This window comes from Segetibacter sp. 3557_3 (assembly GCF_004354985.1).
GTDB lineage: Bacteria > Bacteroidota > Bacteroidia > Chitinophagales > Chitinophagaceae > Segetibacter.
Genome location: NZ_SMSK01000014.1, coordinates 99,487 through 114,440 on the forward strand (window position 1 = coordinate 99,487; position 14,954 = coordinate 114,440).

The window sequence follows — 14,954 nt, forward strand, 5'->3', positions numbered from 1 at the left end:
TAAAGTTTAGTAAGCGGCCTTGCTGTTACCGATTTCGCCGGGATAACCGTTACACCCGGTCGATCTCATCTTTGAAGAACCTTTCAACTTCCTGGTTGATTAAAAGCTCGTGAAGCGCCGAAGCTCAGTTGGAGTTGCAGCACGGCTATATTGAAGGAACAACTATGTACCGACCATGCCGGTGAGCCTATGCTTACGGCATGAGGAAACTTCTCACCTCCTCAGCCTTTTGGATAAGCCCCTGTAGGCGCATCTCTTCGATATCGAGTTCTTTTACCGCCTTTGCAATGGCCTCATCATTAAAGGTTCCATCCTTATGATACTGGATCAGCAGATCCCGTTCGTATTTTAATACTGCAAGCTGTGCCATCCTCACCTGGGTATGGTATAGATGCTGTGCTGCGGTTTCCTGTTTTTCTTTACCACTGCGGCTGTCTTTTTTCTGCAGGATGTTTAGATCGGTGCGATAACGCTTCCTGATTTTGTCGACGACTTTGGATTCGAACTGGCCGGGAAAATTTTCTTCGATAAAAATCAACACCTTTTTTGTAAGCGTCAGTTCCAGGTTATCCTCTTCTTTCTGCTGCTTATTTTCTTCGGGTTTTATGCGGAGGCCCTTTATGAGCAGGGGAAGGGTTAAACCCTGAACAACCAGGGTTAGCAGGATGACAACAAAGGTTAGCAACAGGATGGCGTTTCGCTGTGGAAAGGTGGCACCGCCCGGTAAGATGATTGGCAAACCAAGCGCCGTGGCAAGGCTAACAACACCTCTTGTACCAGTCCATGCTACGATAAAAACGTTTTTCCACGATACTTCTTCTGCTTTCTCGTAGGGAAAAGTTGGTTTCCGCTTTCTGAAGATCGATTGGTGGTAGGCCCCGGCAAAAACCCATACGATACGGATAGCTATGGTTACGACCCCGATGATCAATCCATAGCCCACCAGTCGGAACAACTCCGACTCGCCAAGCTGGCGGGTAATCAGCGGAAGTTGTAAACCAATCAGGATAAATACCAGCCCGTTTAACAGAAAAATAAGGGTCTCCCAAACTACCGAAGCCTGCAGGCGTGTTTCGTAGGAAAACACTTCTCTTGAACGCCAGGCTACCATCAAACCGGCTGTAACTACTGAAAGCACTCCCGAGGCGTGCACGCGTTCTGCAAGGAAATAAGCAATAAACGGGGATACCAGGCTGAGACTTGTTTCGGCTACCGCATGTTCCTTGATTTTCTTGTGGGCAAAAACAAGCAAAAATCCTACAGCCACACCAACTGCAATCCCGCCGATCGCAACAAGAATAAATTCAAGACCTGCCCTCCAGAGAACAAAGGTTCCGCTAAGTGCTCCAACGGCATACCGGTAGGCGATTAGGGCAGAAGCATCATTCACGAGGCTCTCTCCTTCGATGATCGTAATGACCCGGCGGTTTAAACCGAGACCTTTAGTTATGCTGGTAGCTGCTACCGCATCTGGCGGTGAAACGATAGCGCCAAGAATGAAAGCAGCGGGCCAGCTAAAACCGGGAATAGTATAATGTGCAGCTACGGCGACAGCAACGGTTGTGAAGAACACCAGGGTTACTGCCAGAGTTGAAATGGGCCGGATTTCTTTTTTGAAATCATGCCACGATGTTTTGAAAGCGGCATCATACAATATCGGTGGCAAAAAAACATAGATAGCCACATCCGGATCAAGCGCGAGGTCGGGAAGAAATGGTGTAAAACCAACTACGAGACCACATAGTACCAGCAGGATGGGGTAAGGCAACCTGATTTTATCCGCCACCACTGAAAGCGCGATCAAAATTGCCAGGATAAATATGACTATGCCAAAGATCTCCTGCATAATGATAAAGATACTCCCCGCAGCTATGTGAAACTTACCCCCACCTAAGTAAAATGTTCTGCGGCATAACTTTACGAAACAATCTTGCTGTGCAGCATATATTTAACGTGTAAAAACACAAAAAGCTCCCATCGGGGAGCTTTAAGGCTCATATATCAACTAATTAGAATTTACTGTTCTTCATCCTTGAGATACCGGCTGCTTCAAGTTTTAATATCACGGTTTCTTTTTCGTTGGTAGCTGAAATAAAGTAAGCAGTTTCATATTCAGCAGTAAACTCCATTATCTCGTTAACGTTGTAGTCGCTGTACCTTTTTGCAAAAGCCCTTTTTGAAGCAGTTGGCAATTGGTCCATTTGTATGGATTTACCGGTGCCGATAAGACTACCATCAGTGTCGTAATAAGCCCTGACCTGCTCGTTTTTCATTGAAAAACTAACCCATGAATACGTATCCATGGATGTCCATTTTACGTTTGTTGCTCCGGCGAAGTCGCTCCGGAAACTTCTGAGGGCCTGGCTATTTACTACAGAAACTTTCTTTGCAAATGCAGAAGAGATAAACATTACAGAAACTAAGGTGGCGATTAAGATCTTTTTCATGATTGATTATTTTAGTACTTGTTTTAATTGATTACACGTCAAAGCTAACTACTATGCGAAACATAGTACATTGCTTTACCGTTAACGGTCGAAATTCATGATCAGCGGTAAAAAGCTTTTTCTACAGGTGCTTTGTAAACTCCGGGGGGTCTTTTCACCAGGGTGGAAGGTGTTGCTGGCATGATTTATACATCTATAAGTGCATACAAATCACCATATGAACAATGGTAACACTCTCCCGGGAAGCATTAAGGCAATCCTGAAAAAAGGTACCGCCCTGCCTTTTCCCACAGATGTAAAACCTATGCTGGCGACACTTGTGGATAAGCCTTTTGACGATGAAGGTTGGTTTTATGAGGTGAAATGGGATGGCTATCGTGCACTTGCGTATCGGAACGGGGAGGTAACGGAAGTCAGAAGCCGCAATAATAAATCGTTTAACGAAAAGTTTTATCCCGTGTTCGACGCGGTTAAGAACTGGAACATCCGTGCAGTACTAGATGGTGAGATCGTAGTGGTAAATGATAAAGGGGTACCCGATTTCAGCGACCTGCAGGGCTGGCGCAGCGAAGCCGATGGGCACCTCGCTTACTACTTGTTTGATGTACTTTGGCTTGAAGGGGTGTCGTTGCTAGACCTCCCACTGCTCGAACGGCGTGAAATCTTAAGGGCAATTGTGCCTGCTGACTCCCTTATTAAGCTTAGTGAAAACTTTGAGGCATCGGGTAGCGACTTTTTCGCATTAGCCGACAAGATGGGTCTTGAAGGAATCATGGCCAAACGGGCAACCAGCTTGTACGTACCAGACCGGCGTACCCACGACTGGCTAAAGATCAAAACCGAAAAGCGGCAGGAAGCTGTGATTGGTGGCTACACCAAAAATGAAAATACCAGCAAACTCTTTAGCGCCCTCCTGCTTGGCTTATACATCAACGGCTCATTTGAATTTATTGGAACGGTTGGTACAGGGTATACCAATAAACTACAAGCCGAACTGGTCGAAAGGTTCAAACCCCTGATCATTAAAGATTGCCCGTTTAGAACACAACCCGAATACAACAAACCATCCCGGTTCAGACCAAATCCACCAAAAGCTGAGGTTACCTGGGTAAAGCCCGAAGTTGTCTGCGAAATCAGCTACCGCGAGAAAACCCGTGATGGTGCCATCCGGCACCCTTCTTTCAAAGGGGTTCGTGAAGATAAAAATGCAAAAGACATCAGCTGGGAAGCACCCGCAATAGCTGCTCCTGCACCGGTCGAAGCTGCGGGAAAGAAACTTACACCAAAGACTGAGAACGCATTAGTTGAAAAGAAGGTGATTTCTTCCCCTGGAAAAAAGGAACGCAAGACCCTGCTGAATCCAACCGACGAAACACAGGTGAGAAATATACAGGGACATGATCTGAAGTTTACAAACCTCAGCAAGCTATACTGGCCAGAGGACAATGTAAGTAAACGCGACATGCTCAATTATTACTACCAGGTCGCGCCGTTTATACTACCTTATGTAAAAGACAAACCCCAAACGCTTTATCGTTTCCCGCATGGCATCCATGGCGAAGCATTTTACCAAAAAGACGTAAAAGGAAAAGCACCGGACTGGATAGAAACGTTTCCTTATCACAGCTATGCCGATGGACGTGATAAGGAATTTGCGGTTATTACCGACGAGGCAAGCCTGTTATATGTGGCCTCCCTGGGTTGTATAGAAATTAATCCGTGGAGCAGTAAGGTGCAGACTCCCGATAACCCAGACTGGTGTATCATCGACCTTGACCCTGATAAAAACACGTTCGATCAGGTTGTAGAAACAGCCTGCGTTACAAAGAAATTACTTGATGCAATTGGTGTCACCGGCTACCCTAAAACTTCCGGATCAACAGGGTTGCACATTTATATTCCATTTGGTGCGAAGTACGATTACGAGGCCTCGAAGGAATTTGGCCGGGCACTTGCAAAGATCATCCATCGTGAACTTCCAACGTTTACCAGCATCGAACGAAAGATCAGCGATCGCGGTGGAAAAATGTACATCGACTTTTTGCAGAACCGCCCACAGGCAACCGTAGCCGGCCCGTATTCTTTACGCCCAAAGCCAGGTGCGACTGTTTCAATGCCGCTTCACTGGGACGAGGTGAAGAAAGGGCTTTCCATAAAAGACTTTACCATCTTTAACGCTGTTGCCCGGCTAAAGGAACAAGGGGACATCTTCAAGGGAGTTCTTGGTAAGGGTGTCGACCTCAACAAAGTAATCAAAAAGCTGGAGTCCTTATAGAGCAGTTGTTCTTTCTTTTGGTGACCGGCATTTGGTTCTTTACCAGGCATCGTTGCCCGCCCGAATGAACTCCGTTCGGACGGGTGTCACTCACTTTTACTTGTATCGCGCTAAGCAGCGCCAGGTTCCTGCAATATAAATTGCTATACCATATTCCGAAAAACCATTTTCTTTATGAACCATCTTCAGCAGTAAGTGTTGAGATGAAATAAACGATAGCTATGGCAACAGCGAAAAAAGCAGCACCAAAGAAAACGGCTACAAAGAAAGCAGCCGCCAAAAAATCTTCTCCCAAAAAAGCAGCACCAAAAAAAGCAGCCGCTAAAAAGGCAGCACCAAAGAAAACCGCCACCAAGAAAGCGGCAACGAAAAAAGCAGCAGCAAAAAGCGATCCTTGTTGGGATGGTTACACACAGGTTGGTATGAAACAAAAGAAAGGAAAGGAAGTACCGAATTGTGTTCCCGAATAATGAAACTTTCCCGGATGGATGGCAAGGCTGCCCTTAAGATTTAATTGAAATGGTGGAAGTTGAGGATCATCCACTCACGGGTGAGTTGAAAAAGCGGCAGGTTTTCATTAACAACCTTAGTTAAAAATTTTAAGCACGTCCGTGCATGCAGAACTAAGTTTTGCTTCATCCGCTTTGCAGCTATTCATCCAGTTGTCCTCTGCAGGATGGTTGGAAGGCTCGTGTGACTATGCAGGTATATCGTTATGAGCAGATCCTTATCAGAATTGTATTCCCTCATTTTAGCACGCTCAAATTCGTTCCAGCAAATCTTTGACTGGGTGTAATCCACTGAACGGTTATCTCATATAGTAGTGTCATAACAATAGCTGTTATATTGAGACTATTCAGTTTTAACCGCAACCGGGACCGGGAGTACAGAAGTAGCCTAAACAACACGCCGTTGATTGCTCGCTTTTATCCAAAGGTTGTGCTCACACGAGGGGCACTTATGTTGTGCGGCGGGTTTAAGGTCTTCTGTATACCCACAAAAGGTGCACGCATATTTACCCGGTTCTGTAATCTCCACTGCATCTTTTTCAAGCGTGCCGGGCATGATGGGAAGCCCGAATCGCACCTCTTTTTCGTCGAAGTAGAAAACACTGATTTGTCCGGAGGTTTCGATGATCGCCTCCTGTACCTGACCAAGTTGAGATACATTTTTCAGGCGGAGCTCTGCAAAAAATTCGTCTTGTGCAAGCGCCTCTTTTTTGAAGTTGTCGATGGCAAATCTTCCATCCCTGATCAGGCAAACCGGCTTGCCTTCAACCAGGTTTTCAAACCCTTTACTCTTGCCCACTAAGTAAGTGACAAAGGTGTACAATGATATGACCAGGATAAATACAATGATAGCGGGTAGTAAACCAACATCCTGGTAAAACATCGGGTCGCCTGCGGCTGAACCAAGGCCAATGATTACCACGAGCTCAAACACCGACAGCTGTTTAACCCCTCGTTTACCCAGCAACCTTAAAGCTACAAGAACAACTATAAACATCACAAATGTTCTGAGCACGGTTTCAAACAAAAACGTCCATTCAGCTTCACCCAGCAGCAGGTGCTTCCAATCGAACATTTTTTGTGATGCTTGCAGGAGAGTCATATGAACCAGTTAAGCGGTAAATCACAAAAGTAGGTTTATTGTTTTGATGATTACACCGAAGGCGCAGACGCACAAAGAGTTATAGCCAACGCCCATTTAGTTTTTTGCGTTGGTCAACCTGTGGTAGATTTGTAAACAATGAAACGGTCCGGCTCTGCTAATCTCCCCCTGCATTACGGCTATGTGCCGTTATGGCTCGCCGAACGAATGGCAAAACTCGGCCTTGCTATTACAGAGTCGGTGATTACCGAATACGGTAAACACGAAATGTTAAGGCGATTAAGTGATCCTTTCTGGTTCCAGGCACTCGGCGCTGTGATGGGCATGGACTGGCACTCATCGGGGATTACCACCTCAGTAATGGGTGCGCTGAAAAAAGCAATCAATCCACATGCACGCGAACTAGGCATTTTTGTTTGCGGCGGAAAAGGCAGGCATTCGAAACAGGCACCTGCTGAACTGTTGTCCGTAGCTGAACAAACCGGCCTAAATGGCCTTGAACTTGTACGCTGCAGTAAACTGAGTGCGAAGGTGGATAATACTGCCATACAGGATGGCTTCCAGTTGTATACCCACAACTTTATTGTTGCAGATACCGGTGAGTGGACGGTGGTGCAACAGGGAATGCACACCGGCAATAAAACCGCACGCCGTTATCACTGGCACTCCGCCGGTTTGCAGTCTTTTGTAGAAGAACCGCATACGGCCATATGCGGGATCAACCAGGGCAATATCTTAAACATGACCGCACATGGAGCCGGTCCTGCCCGCAGTGCTATCGTTGCCCTTACCAGGGAAAAGCCGGAATTGTTTATACCTGAACTTCAGCAATTGATAATGCCGGGGCATCACGATATAAGAAGCGAGGACGTTGACCTGAAACGCCTTGGCAGTATACTCTGGCTCGCACATGAAAAACAACCGAAGGATTTCGAATCGCTTATGCTGCTCGAAGGTGTTGGACCCCGAACAATGCAATCGCTGGCTCTTGTAAGTGAGGTTATACACGGTACCCCGTCGAGGTTTAAGGATCCTGCAAGGTTTGCTTTTGCACATGGCGGAAAAGACGGGCATCCTTTTCCCGTGCCCATTAAAGTTTACGATGAAACCATTTCTACCCTTCGCCACGCCGTAGAACGATCAAAAATTGGTCAGACCGATAAGCAGGAAGCAATAAAGAAATTGCATGAGCTTGCGGCAAAAGCCGAAAAGGATTTTGTACCAAACGACAAGTTTGACGAGTTGGTCGAAAAAGAACGCGCCGACAGTTGGAAATACGGGGGCAGAACCGTTTTTGGCGAAGCAAAGCCGCCGGCTAAAGCGAAAGGTGTTCAGCTACGCTTATTCTAATCCGGGGTAAATGTTTTTATATTCTACAATGTGTTTGTGTTCACATCCATCTATTCCCACAGGTCTGAAGCTACCGTTTTGCAAGTAAAAAGCGAACACGGATAATGCGCAGCAAATAGCTAACTGGGAAGCACTTCTAAAATACAATTTTTTTAAAGCCATCCTGAATGGCGACAAAACTATTGTGTTGAGATCTCTGAAGCAGGCAAATGAACCGGTGGTACCCTGCATTACCCGTGTTCTTTCATGCTGTTTGTTTACGAGTTCATCGCCAACAATCTCAAACCGATTTCAGTCTCGATGTTTTGCGGTATTGTTGAGCTATCGTCGGAAAGCGGTACATATTGACTCACATTGTCGTCGTATGCAAAAACATATTCGTCACTGCCATTTATACTAATGTTGTACCTGGTAGCTTCATTAAACTGAAAAGGACTTACCCTTACTTCATAAGGAACGCCGTCGAGCATCAACTGAAATGATTGGTTTTGCATATTATGGTTTTGGTAAGCAACACAAAAACAATGCCCTCACATCAATAAAAAACGCTGCATAAATCAGGGGTAAAAACCTGTAAAATGCTCCACAAAGGCTGCGGTATATTGTTCATGCTATTCTGGTGCCCTGCTGTAAAAATGCATACAGTGGCTAACCCTGGCTTAGGTTTGCAATCGGCGCTTCCGGGCCACCGGGTGGATTTTGCGCCTGGGTCACCGCTCTTGTTTTTGGTAAGGCGTCGGGATAATTATCCTGTACAAATTTTACCAGGTTCTCCCTGACATAACAACGAAGATCAAATGCCTGCGACGAATTGCGCGCACTCATGAGGGTTCGTACTTCTATCACCCGGTCTGTTGTATTGGTAACCTGTAATAGGTTCACCCGTTTATCCCAAAGCTCGGTGGCTTGCAACAGGCGGTTGAATTCTTCGCGTAAGGCTTGCACCGGTACCGTGTAGTCGAGGTAAAAAAAGGCAGTTCCTGAAATTTCAGCGGAAGACCGGGTCCAGTTTTGAAATGGCTTTTCGATAAAGTAGTTGATTGGTAAAATCAGGCGTCGGTCATCCCAGATGTGCAAGACGACATAAGTAAGCGTAATTTCTTCCACCCTGCCCCACTCGCCTTCAACCACCAACACATCATCTATTCGCATAGGTTGGGTAAATGCAATTTGGAGCCCTGCCAGAATGTTGCCTAATGATCGCTGGGCAGCGAAGCCAAGTATCACCCCACCTACGCCCACCCCGGTAAGTAAACCCGCGCCAACACGGCGAAGGCTATCGAAACTGAGCAGGACCATACAAATACTCAGAATGACAATTAAACCCGTTACCAGCTTACGTACAAACTGGAGTTGGGTTCTGATCTTGCGTTCTTTAAGGTTATCCGTTTTGTTCAGGTCGAAGTAGTGGTACACATAGTCTTCGGCAACCTTTACGATCGACAACAAAATGTTCGCAAATGAAATGATGAGCAGGATGCCGATAACCTTATCGATAACGTAGTATACACCCGGCTGCAACTTCATTAGTGGCAACACCAGGTTTAAGATAAGCAGGGGAAGAAAGATGGTAAAGGGTTGCCCAAGCCGATTGATAACAGACTGAAAAAAGGAAAAACGCGGGCTGCCTTTCGATTGAAAATGTACAACAATATCGAGTATCCACTTTACAATGAAACCACTGATAATTGCCAAACAGGCAAGCAAAAGGTTCCATGCATAATCGGGCAACCGGTGAATGTATGATTGAAGGTCATTCCACATGCGCGTGAAATTAAAAGTTTATGTTATAGGTGTGCGTATCTGCCCGCAAATTAAGGCTATTCATTTCGGGAGCTACGAATCGGGTTATAGCGGGCTCTACTCACGTGCTCGCCAGAGCGATCAGTTCCATCGCGGCTTAATGTTTTGGCGACCCCGGGTTTGAATTCCGATTGAATAGCGTTGTCCGCCCGGCCGCGCCAGTCGGACGGGTTTACTCCCTTGTACGCCTTGTACGCTACTGAGCGGAGTTACTGCCATACCAGGATCAACATCATGGATAAGAATTAGAATATTGCGGTAACATAAATAAATGGAAAAAAGATTGGGAATAGGCGTTTGATGGTATAGGAAAAAATTTTGTGCGTTGAAGGCCTGGCTTTTATGATTGACAAAAGCGGATCTTTAGATCCCTGGAAACTTTTATTGAATACAGCTTAACCGGTACAGATGCATAAACTACCGTGATGAAGCTCAGGCTTAATTATCATTTAAAACATTTATAAGTAGGACAGCATATATGTAAGCAGGTGTTTGAAACAGGATTAATCGCGAGCAGGGATTCGCAACAGTATTCAGGCTTTACATCAGGTACACAGGTACTACCATTGATGCTTCCAAATGAATTTTTTTTCGAAAGGTTTTTAATATATTTTAATCAGAATTATTCAATTGTCTTCTTATCTTCCATTCAAGTTCGATTGCATGTTCGAAACACTTTCTGCTGCTTGCGCGGTACTTCGAAAGTGATTCATTGCCACCCCATACTATTGCACCTGTATCTAAGTCAGCTTACCGATTGTTGAAGCAATCAACTACATCAGCCAGCTTGCCGTGTTATTTGTACCAACATACAGGTGTCACAACAGGATATTTTTAATTAAATCCTGAAAATATTTGCTTGCTATAATTCGTTTATAAATAACAGGTACCACAACAGTAATGTTGTTTCACGAACGGGCAAACCTCACGATTGTCATTGCCGGGAGACTCAACCTATCCACCTTAATAAACATTACACATGGCAAAGTACAGACTTATGGCAAACAAGTGGGCCAAGGAATTTATTACTGCAAAGGACAAAAAGTACGCGCTCAACAGCATTATTTACAACATCAATTACCTTGTTTACTCTTCCACAAAAGAGCCGCTGACCTACCAGGACAGGTCACTTATTTTCAAACACATCTTCGATATTATTGCTGGCCGTGAACCCCTGATTGTACAGGAAGACGAACAGATTAAGCCTGATTTTTCGGACATCACAGTTCTTTTTGAAAGAAGAAATTTTGTATTGAAACAACTTAGCGCAGGACTAAAAAAGCAGGCTGAGTTAAACTAAAGCACAATAGTAAATGGCTGATGCCGGGCTGATCGCACGTGCATTAAACAGCAGCGTAAACATCTTAATGGTGCCTAACAGCAACTCCAAGAAAAGGGAAGATGTGGGAAGCCATACTGACCCAATTTTTCGCAACTGCTCTAACTGTTCTCCACCTTGATGTTGCGGTAATCAACAATGTCGCACCAGGCGTGATGGTACGTCCGGAACATATTATGCAAAGCTGCCTCCTTACACGAAGCGATTGACTGTACTTAAATCAATAAATGGTTGTCGCGAATCACTTGCGCGAATAAAGCCTCGTTCCCCAAAGAACCAACTGTTGAACTGAGCGTAGCAAGGATGTATCATCCATGCGTTCCGGCTCGTCACCAAAAAAAAACTGTATAAGCGCAGTAAGCTGTTTTGTAGTGCCCCCAATCGTTTAAACAAGAACTATTAAGGGCACAGGTTACAAAGCCACGAACATTGCTATGCTGATCCAAGGTTCTCTCCCGCCAGTGCTGTCCACGGATTACTGAATCCAGATGATTGGCCTTAATCCTTTCACCGTCGTTTTCCCGCCGTTTACCGCCTTTTGCACCAGCAACAACCTAATTGCCGTTGCCGCAGTAACATCCGGCGGTTAGTTTTGGTTTATGAAATCAAATACACACATCATGGAACCCCTGGATCAGAAAAACAACGGTCGCGTTTTTACGGGCATAATACTCATTGCAGCCGGCCTATTAATACTGGCCTATAAAATGGGTGCGCCCATACCGGAATGGTTAATTTCCTGGAGACTGGCGTTGATCGTTATCGGCGTAATCATTAGTATCAGGAGTAAACTTAGAGGCCCTGCGGGACCAATCTTAATCGTTGTTGGACTGTTTCACGTGATCGACCGCTACATGCCTGAACTAAACATCCGCACCTACATCTTTCCCATAATTATCATTGTTGTTGGCCTGTTTTTTATTTTTCGCCCCAGGCACGGCTGGAAAGGAAGACGCAATCGCATGAACCGATATAATGAAGCAGGAACAAATGAATGGCCCACTAATCAGCAGAACGATATGCCGGTAAGATTTGAAGAACGCGACTTTATTGACACCACTGCCGTACTCGGCGGGGTAAAAAAAATAATGGTATCCAAGAATTTTCGCGGTGGCGAAATCACCTGTTTTATGGGCGGTGCGGAAATCGACCTGACACAGGCCGACATTCAAGGGGAAGCATCACTTGATATTACTACAGTTTTTGGCGGATGTAAATTAATTGTACCCGGTCATTGGGAAATAAAATCGGAAATGACGGTTGTATTTGGTGGCATTGACGATAAGCGATCGATCAATGCAAATAATATTAATCCATCCAAAGTATTGATATTGGAAGGCACGGCAGTGTTTGGCGGAATTGATATCAGGAGCTATTAAAAACTATGCGGATCCCTAAATATTTAAATCGTTTAAAACAGCCGCTATGAAATGGTATATTTCGAAACTGATTTACCGTATTGTTTGTGGTGATGGGGCGCATACCCCGCAATTTGATGAACAATTACGCCTTATTGAAGCTGTGGATCTTTTGCAGGCTTATCACAAAGCGCGGTATATTGGCAAAAGCGAAGAAGACAATTTTTTTAACCAGGTGAACAAACCGGTTTGCTGGAAATTTATTGACATTGCAGAATTGCAACCATTGGATAAATTGGTGGACGGAGCAGAAGTGTACTCAAGGATTGCTGAAGAGGATGACGGAGAAAGCTACATTCGTTTTATAAAACTGCGCTCGGCACACTTACTTGAAACTGCTTCATACGCTGCGCCCGCATTAAATTGAAAATTTGGCAACATCATCACTTTCGGACCTGAAGTTTAAAGTTGCCTTTGCGATTTGGTGGCTCATATGGTCGGTCTTGCAGCTAATGGTTTTGCTCGACTTTGGCTTGAAGCCGTACCCTGCGTTTGTCGATAGTATCGTGAGCAATTCCCTGCTTGCAGCCACCTGCCTGGTGATCAGCAACAATATGCGCTACTACCTGCCACGGCAGGAAAAGTACTGGTATGTGTTGCTGGTGAGTCTTGGTTTAAGTGCGGCATGGCTGGTAATGGTGCGGGTTGCGCTATGGACCTTATTAGGTGCCGATACCGAATATATGGCCCTTTTGCTTAGGTCAACATCGCTGCGTTATGGGGTAGCATTTTTAATGGTAGCCTGCATGGCAATGATGAGTTTATTATGGTACACGCAACAGGAACAAAAAGAAACAGACGACAGGAAGATGGAAGCAGAGCGGATTGTAAAAGATGCCGAGCTTTTTAAACTACGCCAGCAACTGCAGCCACATTTTTTATTCAACAGTTTGAATTCAATTAGCGCCTTAACGGTAATCCAGCCTGAAAAGGCAAGGCATATGATTCAACAACTGTCCGACTTTCTTAGGAGCTCCATCAGGAACGATCAGCTGTTATGGAGTACGCTGTCTGAAGAGCTAACTTACCTGCAGCTATACCTCGACATTGAACAGGTTCGTTTTGGCTACCGGTTAAAAACGGAGATAACCATCGCGGATGATACCCTCACCATGAAGCTGCCATCAATGCTGCTTCAACCAATTGTTGAAAATGCCATCAAGTTTGGATTATACGATACCGTTGGTGAGGTTATCATAACCATACAGGCCAGGTCTGAAAAAGGAATGCTACGGGTAAGTATTCAAAATCCGTTTGACACGGAAACGCTTCCACCGGCCGGTACCGGTTTTGGACTTAGCGCTATACAGCGAAGGCTTTACCTGACCTTTGCCCGCAACGACCTGCTACAAACCAGGCATGAAGAAAATCATTTTACTACCACTGTAACTATTCCTCAAATTGTATGAAGACGATTATAATCGATGATGAACCATTGGCGCGTAGCCTGGTGCGGGAATACCTGAAACCATATCCCAACATCGAAATCATACAGGAATGTAATGATGGCTTTGAAGGGATAAAAGCGATTCAACAACACGAACCGGACCTGATATTTCTCGATATCCAAATGCCTAAAATTACCGGCTTTGAAATGCTCGAACTCGTGGATAAGCTACCGCAGGTAATCTTTACTACAGCATTCGAAGAATATGCAATTAAGGCGTTTGAAACACATGCGGTGGATTACCTGTTAAAACCATTTAGCCAGGAACGATTTGATAAGGCAATGCAAAAGGCAATCACCCAAACTAAGGTGCTGCCCCCAACAGCGTCGATACTGGAAACAGCTGCACATTCGCCCGTACAAACCAATCGCATCGTGGTAAAGGATGGCGGAAAGATTAAAATTATACCTACTGCAAACATCCGGTATATGGAGGGCGCCGACGACTACGTAAAAATATACACGGAACAAGGGGCTTTTCTGAAGAAAAAAACGATGGCCTATTTCGAGGAGGTATTGAACCCACAGGCTTTTCTCCGGATACATCGTTCATATATCATCAACATACAACTGATTACCCGCATTGATCCTTATGAAAAAGAGAGTCACGTGGTGGTTTTAACGACTGGCGAAAAACTACCTGTGAGCAAAGCAGGCTATGCGAAACTAAAAGCGGCATTGGGTATCTGACCAATAAACAAAGGGTTGAGCACTGTTGACCATTGGATCAGGTTTGGGGAAAAATCAACACGACAGGATGAGTTGCCCACGAAAAAGGCGATAAAGAAAATGCCTTGTAAATTAGCGTTGATAAACCAAACCCGTGACTAAAGCAGAGCGACAGTTAATTTTCGACAAATACAACGGCAGGTGCGCTTACTGTGGTTGTATGCTCACCCGCGGTTGGCACGTTGACCATTTGAAACCGATCCGGCGAAAGCAATACAAAAAAGGTGAATGCAGGTACCCGCAAAGGGATTGTATGGAGAATTTTATGCCGGCGTGCGCCAGCTGCAACATCAATAAACATGCTATGAAGCTGGAAGACTTCAGGCAGTTGGTAGCCGGGTTTATGAAACACCTAAACGAAAGAAACACCCAATACAAAATCGCCAAGCGCTACGGCCTTGTCGTTGAGCAGGAACAACCGGTGGTGTTTTATTTCGAACGGATGATTAGTTGAGTGGTTGACTGGTTGATCAGTTGAATGGTTGACTGGTTGATCGGTTGATAGGTTGACTCGTTGAAAAGTTGACTGGTTGAT

Annotated in this window: 14 protein-coding genes; 9 read left to right on the top strand and 5 right to left on the bottom strand. The window is 45.2% G+C overall.

The features are described 5' to 3' along the window. Positions 1-193 precede the first annotated feature (193 nt). Both EXU57_RS18415 and EXU57_RS18420 read right to left on the bottom strand, forming a co-directional pair. On the bottom strand, positions 194-1,846 hold the full coding sequence (locus EXU57_RS18415; RefSeq protein ID WP_133269712.1) for a Na+/H+ antiporter: 1,653 nt from the start codon (positions 1,844-1,846) through the stop codon (positions 194-196). Positions 1,847-2,009: 163 nt separating this feature from the next. Next, positions 2,010-2,447 (bottom strand): hypothetical protein, encoded by a 438-nt coding sequence (locus EXU57_RS18420; RefSeq protein ID WP_133269713.1) that lies wholly within the window; start codon positions 2,445-2,447, stop codon positions 2,010-2,012. Positions 2,448-2,664: 217 nt separating this feature from the next. Between EXU57_RS18420 and ligD the strand changes: the two genes are divergently transcribed. Continuing rightward, the gene (ligD, locus tag EXU57_RS18425; protein ID WP_133269714.1) at positions 2,665-4,722 is read left to right on the top strand and encodes a DNA ligase D; all 2,058 of its coding nucleotides are present in this window, start codon (positions 2,665-2,667) and stop codon (positions 4,720-4,722) included. Between the two features lie 221 nt (positions 4,723-4,943). Beyond that, positions 4,944-5,192: a hypothetical protein gene (locus EXU57_RS18430; protein ID WP_207955525.1), complete on the top strand. Its 249-nt coding sequence runs from the start codon at positions 4,944-4,946 to the stop codon at positions 5,190-5,192. Between the two features lie 427 nt (positions 5,193-5,619). On the opposite strand, the gene EXU57_RS18435 is transcribed toward EXU57_RS18430, so the two are convergent. Further along, the gene (locus EXU57_RS18435) at positions 5,620-6,333 is read right to left on the bottom strand and encodes a DUF421 domain-containing protein (protein WP_207955526.1); all 714 of its coding nucleotides are present in this window, start codon (positions 6,331-6,333) and stop codon (positions 5,620-5,622) included. Positions 6,334-6,471: 138 nt separating this feature from the next. On the opposite strand from EXU57_RS18435, the gene EXU57_RS18440 reads away from it, so the two are divergent. Continuing rightward, complete coding sequence (locus EXU57_RS18440) at positions 6,472-7,683, top strand: DUF763 domain-containing protein (RefSeq protein ID WP_133269715.1); 1,212 nt, start codon at positions 6,472-6,474, stop codon at positions 7,681-7,683. 257 nt (positions 7,684-7,940) lie between these two features. Here EXU57_RS18440 and EXU57_RS18445 read toward each other — a convergent pair whose 3' ends face one another. After that, positions 7,941-8,177 (bottom strand): hypothetical protein, encoded by a 237-nt coding sequence (locus EXU57_RS18445; protein WP_133269716.1) that lies wholly within the window; start codon positions 8,175-8,177, stop codon positions 7,941-7,943. Between the two features lie 154 nt (positions 8,178-8,331). Beyond that, entirely contained in the window at positions 8,332-9,447 is a 1,116-nt protein-coding gene (locus tag EXU57_RS18450) for a mechanosensitive ion channel family protein (protein WP_133269717.1), read from the bottom strand. Between the two features lie 1,018 nt (positions 9,448-10,465). Between EXU57_RS18450 and EXU57_RS18455 the strand changes: the two genes are divergently transcribed. From EXU57_RS18455 to EXU57_RS18480, 6 genes are all read left to right on the top strand, one after another. Continuing rightward, entirely contained in the window at positions 10,466-10,786 is a 321-nt protein-coding gene (locus EXU57_RS18455) for a hypothetical protein (protein ID WP_133269718.1), read from the top strand. A 638-nt stretch (positions 10,787-11,424) separates the two neighbouring features. Further along, positions 11,425-12,204 (top strand): LiaF transmembrane domain-containing protein, encoded by a 780-nt coding sequence (locus EXU57_RS18460; protein WP_133269719.1) that lies wholly within the window; start codon positions 11,425-11,427, stop codon positions 12,202-12,204. 46 nt (positions 12,205-12,250) lie between these two features. Continuing rightward, a complete protein-coding gene (locus EXU57_RS18465) occupies positions 12,251-12,610 on the top strand; it encodes a DUF4288 domain-containing protein (RefSeq protein WP_133269720.1) in 360 nt (119 codons plus the stop codon). Positions 12,611-12,614: 4 nt separating this feature from the next. Then, positions 12,615-13,652, top strand: coding sequence for a sensor histidine kinase (locus EXU57_RS18470; protein ID WP_243745649.1), 1,038 nt, complete (start codon positions 12,615-12,617; stop codon positions 13,650-13,652). Beyond that, positions 13,649-14,380, top strand: a complete 732-nt coding sequence (locus EXU57_RS18475; RefSeq protein WP_133269721.1) for a LytR/AlgR family response regulator transcription factor — start codon at positions 13,649-13,651, stop codon at positions 14,378-14,380. The genes EXU57_RS18470 and EXU57_RS18475 overlap by 4 nt, the downstream gene beginning before the upstream one ends. Positions 14,381-14,513: 133 nt before the next feature. Beyond that, positions 14,514-14,873: an HNH endonuclease gene (locus tag EXU57_RS18480; protein WP_207955527.1), complete on the top strand. Its 360-nt coding sequence runs from the start codon at positions 14,514-14,516 to the stop codon at positions 14,871-14,873. The last annotated feature ends 81 nt before the right edge of the window (positions 14,874-14,954 follow it).

Coding starts and splice junctions, on each gene's coding strand:
- EXU57_RS18460 (WP_133269719.1), top strand. CDS start 11,425: ATGAAATCAAATACACACATCATGGAACCCCTGGATCAGAAAAACAAC.
- EXU57_RS18465 (WP_133269720.1), top strand. CDS start 12,251: ATGAAATGGTATATTTCGAAACTGATTTACCGTATTGTTTGTGGTGAT.
- EXU57_RS18450 (WP_133269717.1), bottom strand. CDS start 9,447: ATGTGGAATGACCTTCAATCATACATTCACCGGTTGCCCGATTATGCA.
- EXU57_RS18475 (WP_133269721.1), top strand. CDS start 13,649: ATGAAGACGATTATAATCGATGATGAACCATTGGCGCGTAGCCTGGTG.
- EXU57_RS18420 (WP_133269713.1), bottom strand. CDS start 2,447: ATGAAAAAGATCTTAATCGCCACCTTAGTTTCTGTAATGTTTATCTCT.
- EXU57_RS18455 (WP_133269718.1), top strand. CDS start 10,466: ATGGCAAAGTACAGACTTATGGCAAACAAGTGGGCCAAGGAATTTATT.
- ligD (WP_133269714.1), top strand. CDS start 2,665: ATGAACAATGGTAACACTCTCCCGGGAAGCATTAAGGCAATCCTGAAA.
- EXU57_RS18440 (WP_133269715.1), top strand. CDS start 6,472: ATGAAACGGTCCGGCTCTGCTAATCTCCCCCTGCATTACGGCTATGTG.
- EXU57_RS18435 (WP_207955526.1), bottom strand. CDS start 6,333: ATGACTCTCCTGCAAGCATCACAAAAAATGTTCGATTGGAAGCACCTG.
- EXU57_RS18445 (WP_133269716.1), bottom strand. CDS start 8,177: ATGCAAAACCAATCATTTCAGTTGATGCTCGACGGCGTTCCTTATGAA.
- EXU57_RS18430 (WP_207955525.1), top strand. CDS start 4,944: ATGGCAACAGCGAAAAAAGCAGCACCAAAGAAAACGGCTACAAAGAAA.
- EXU57_RS18415 (WP_133269712.1), bottom strand. CDS start 1,846: ATGCAGGAGATCTTTGGCATAGTCATATTTATCCTGGCAATTTTGATC.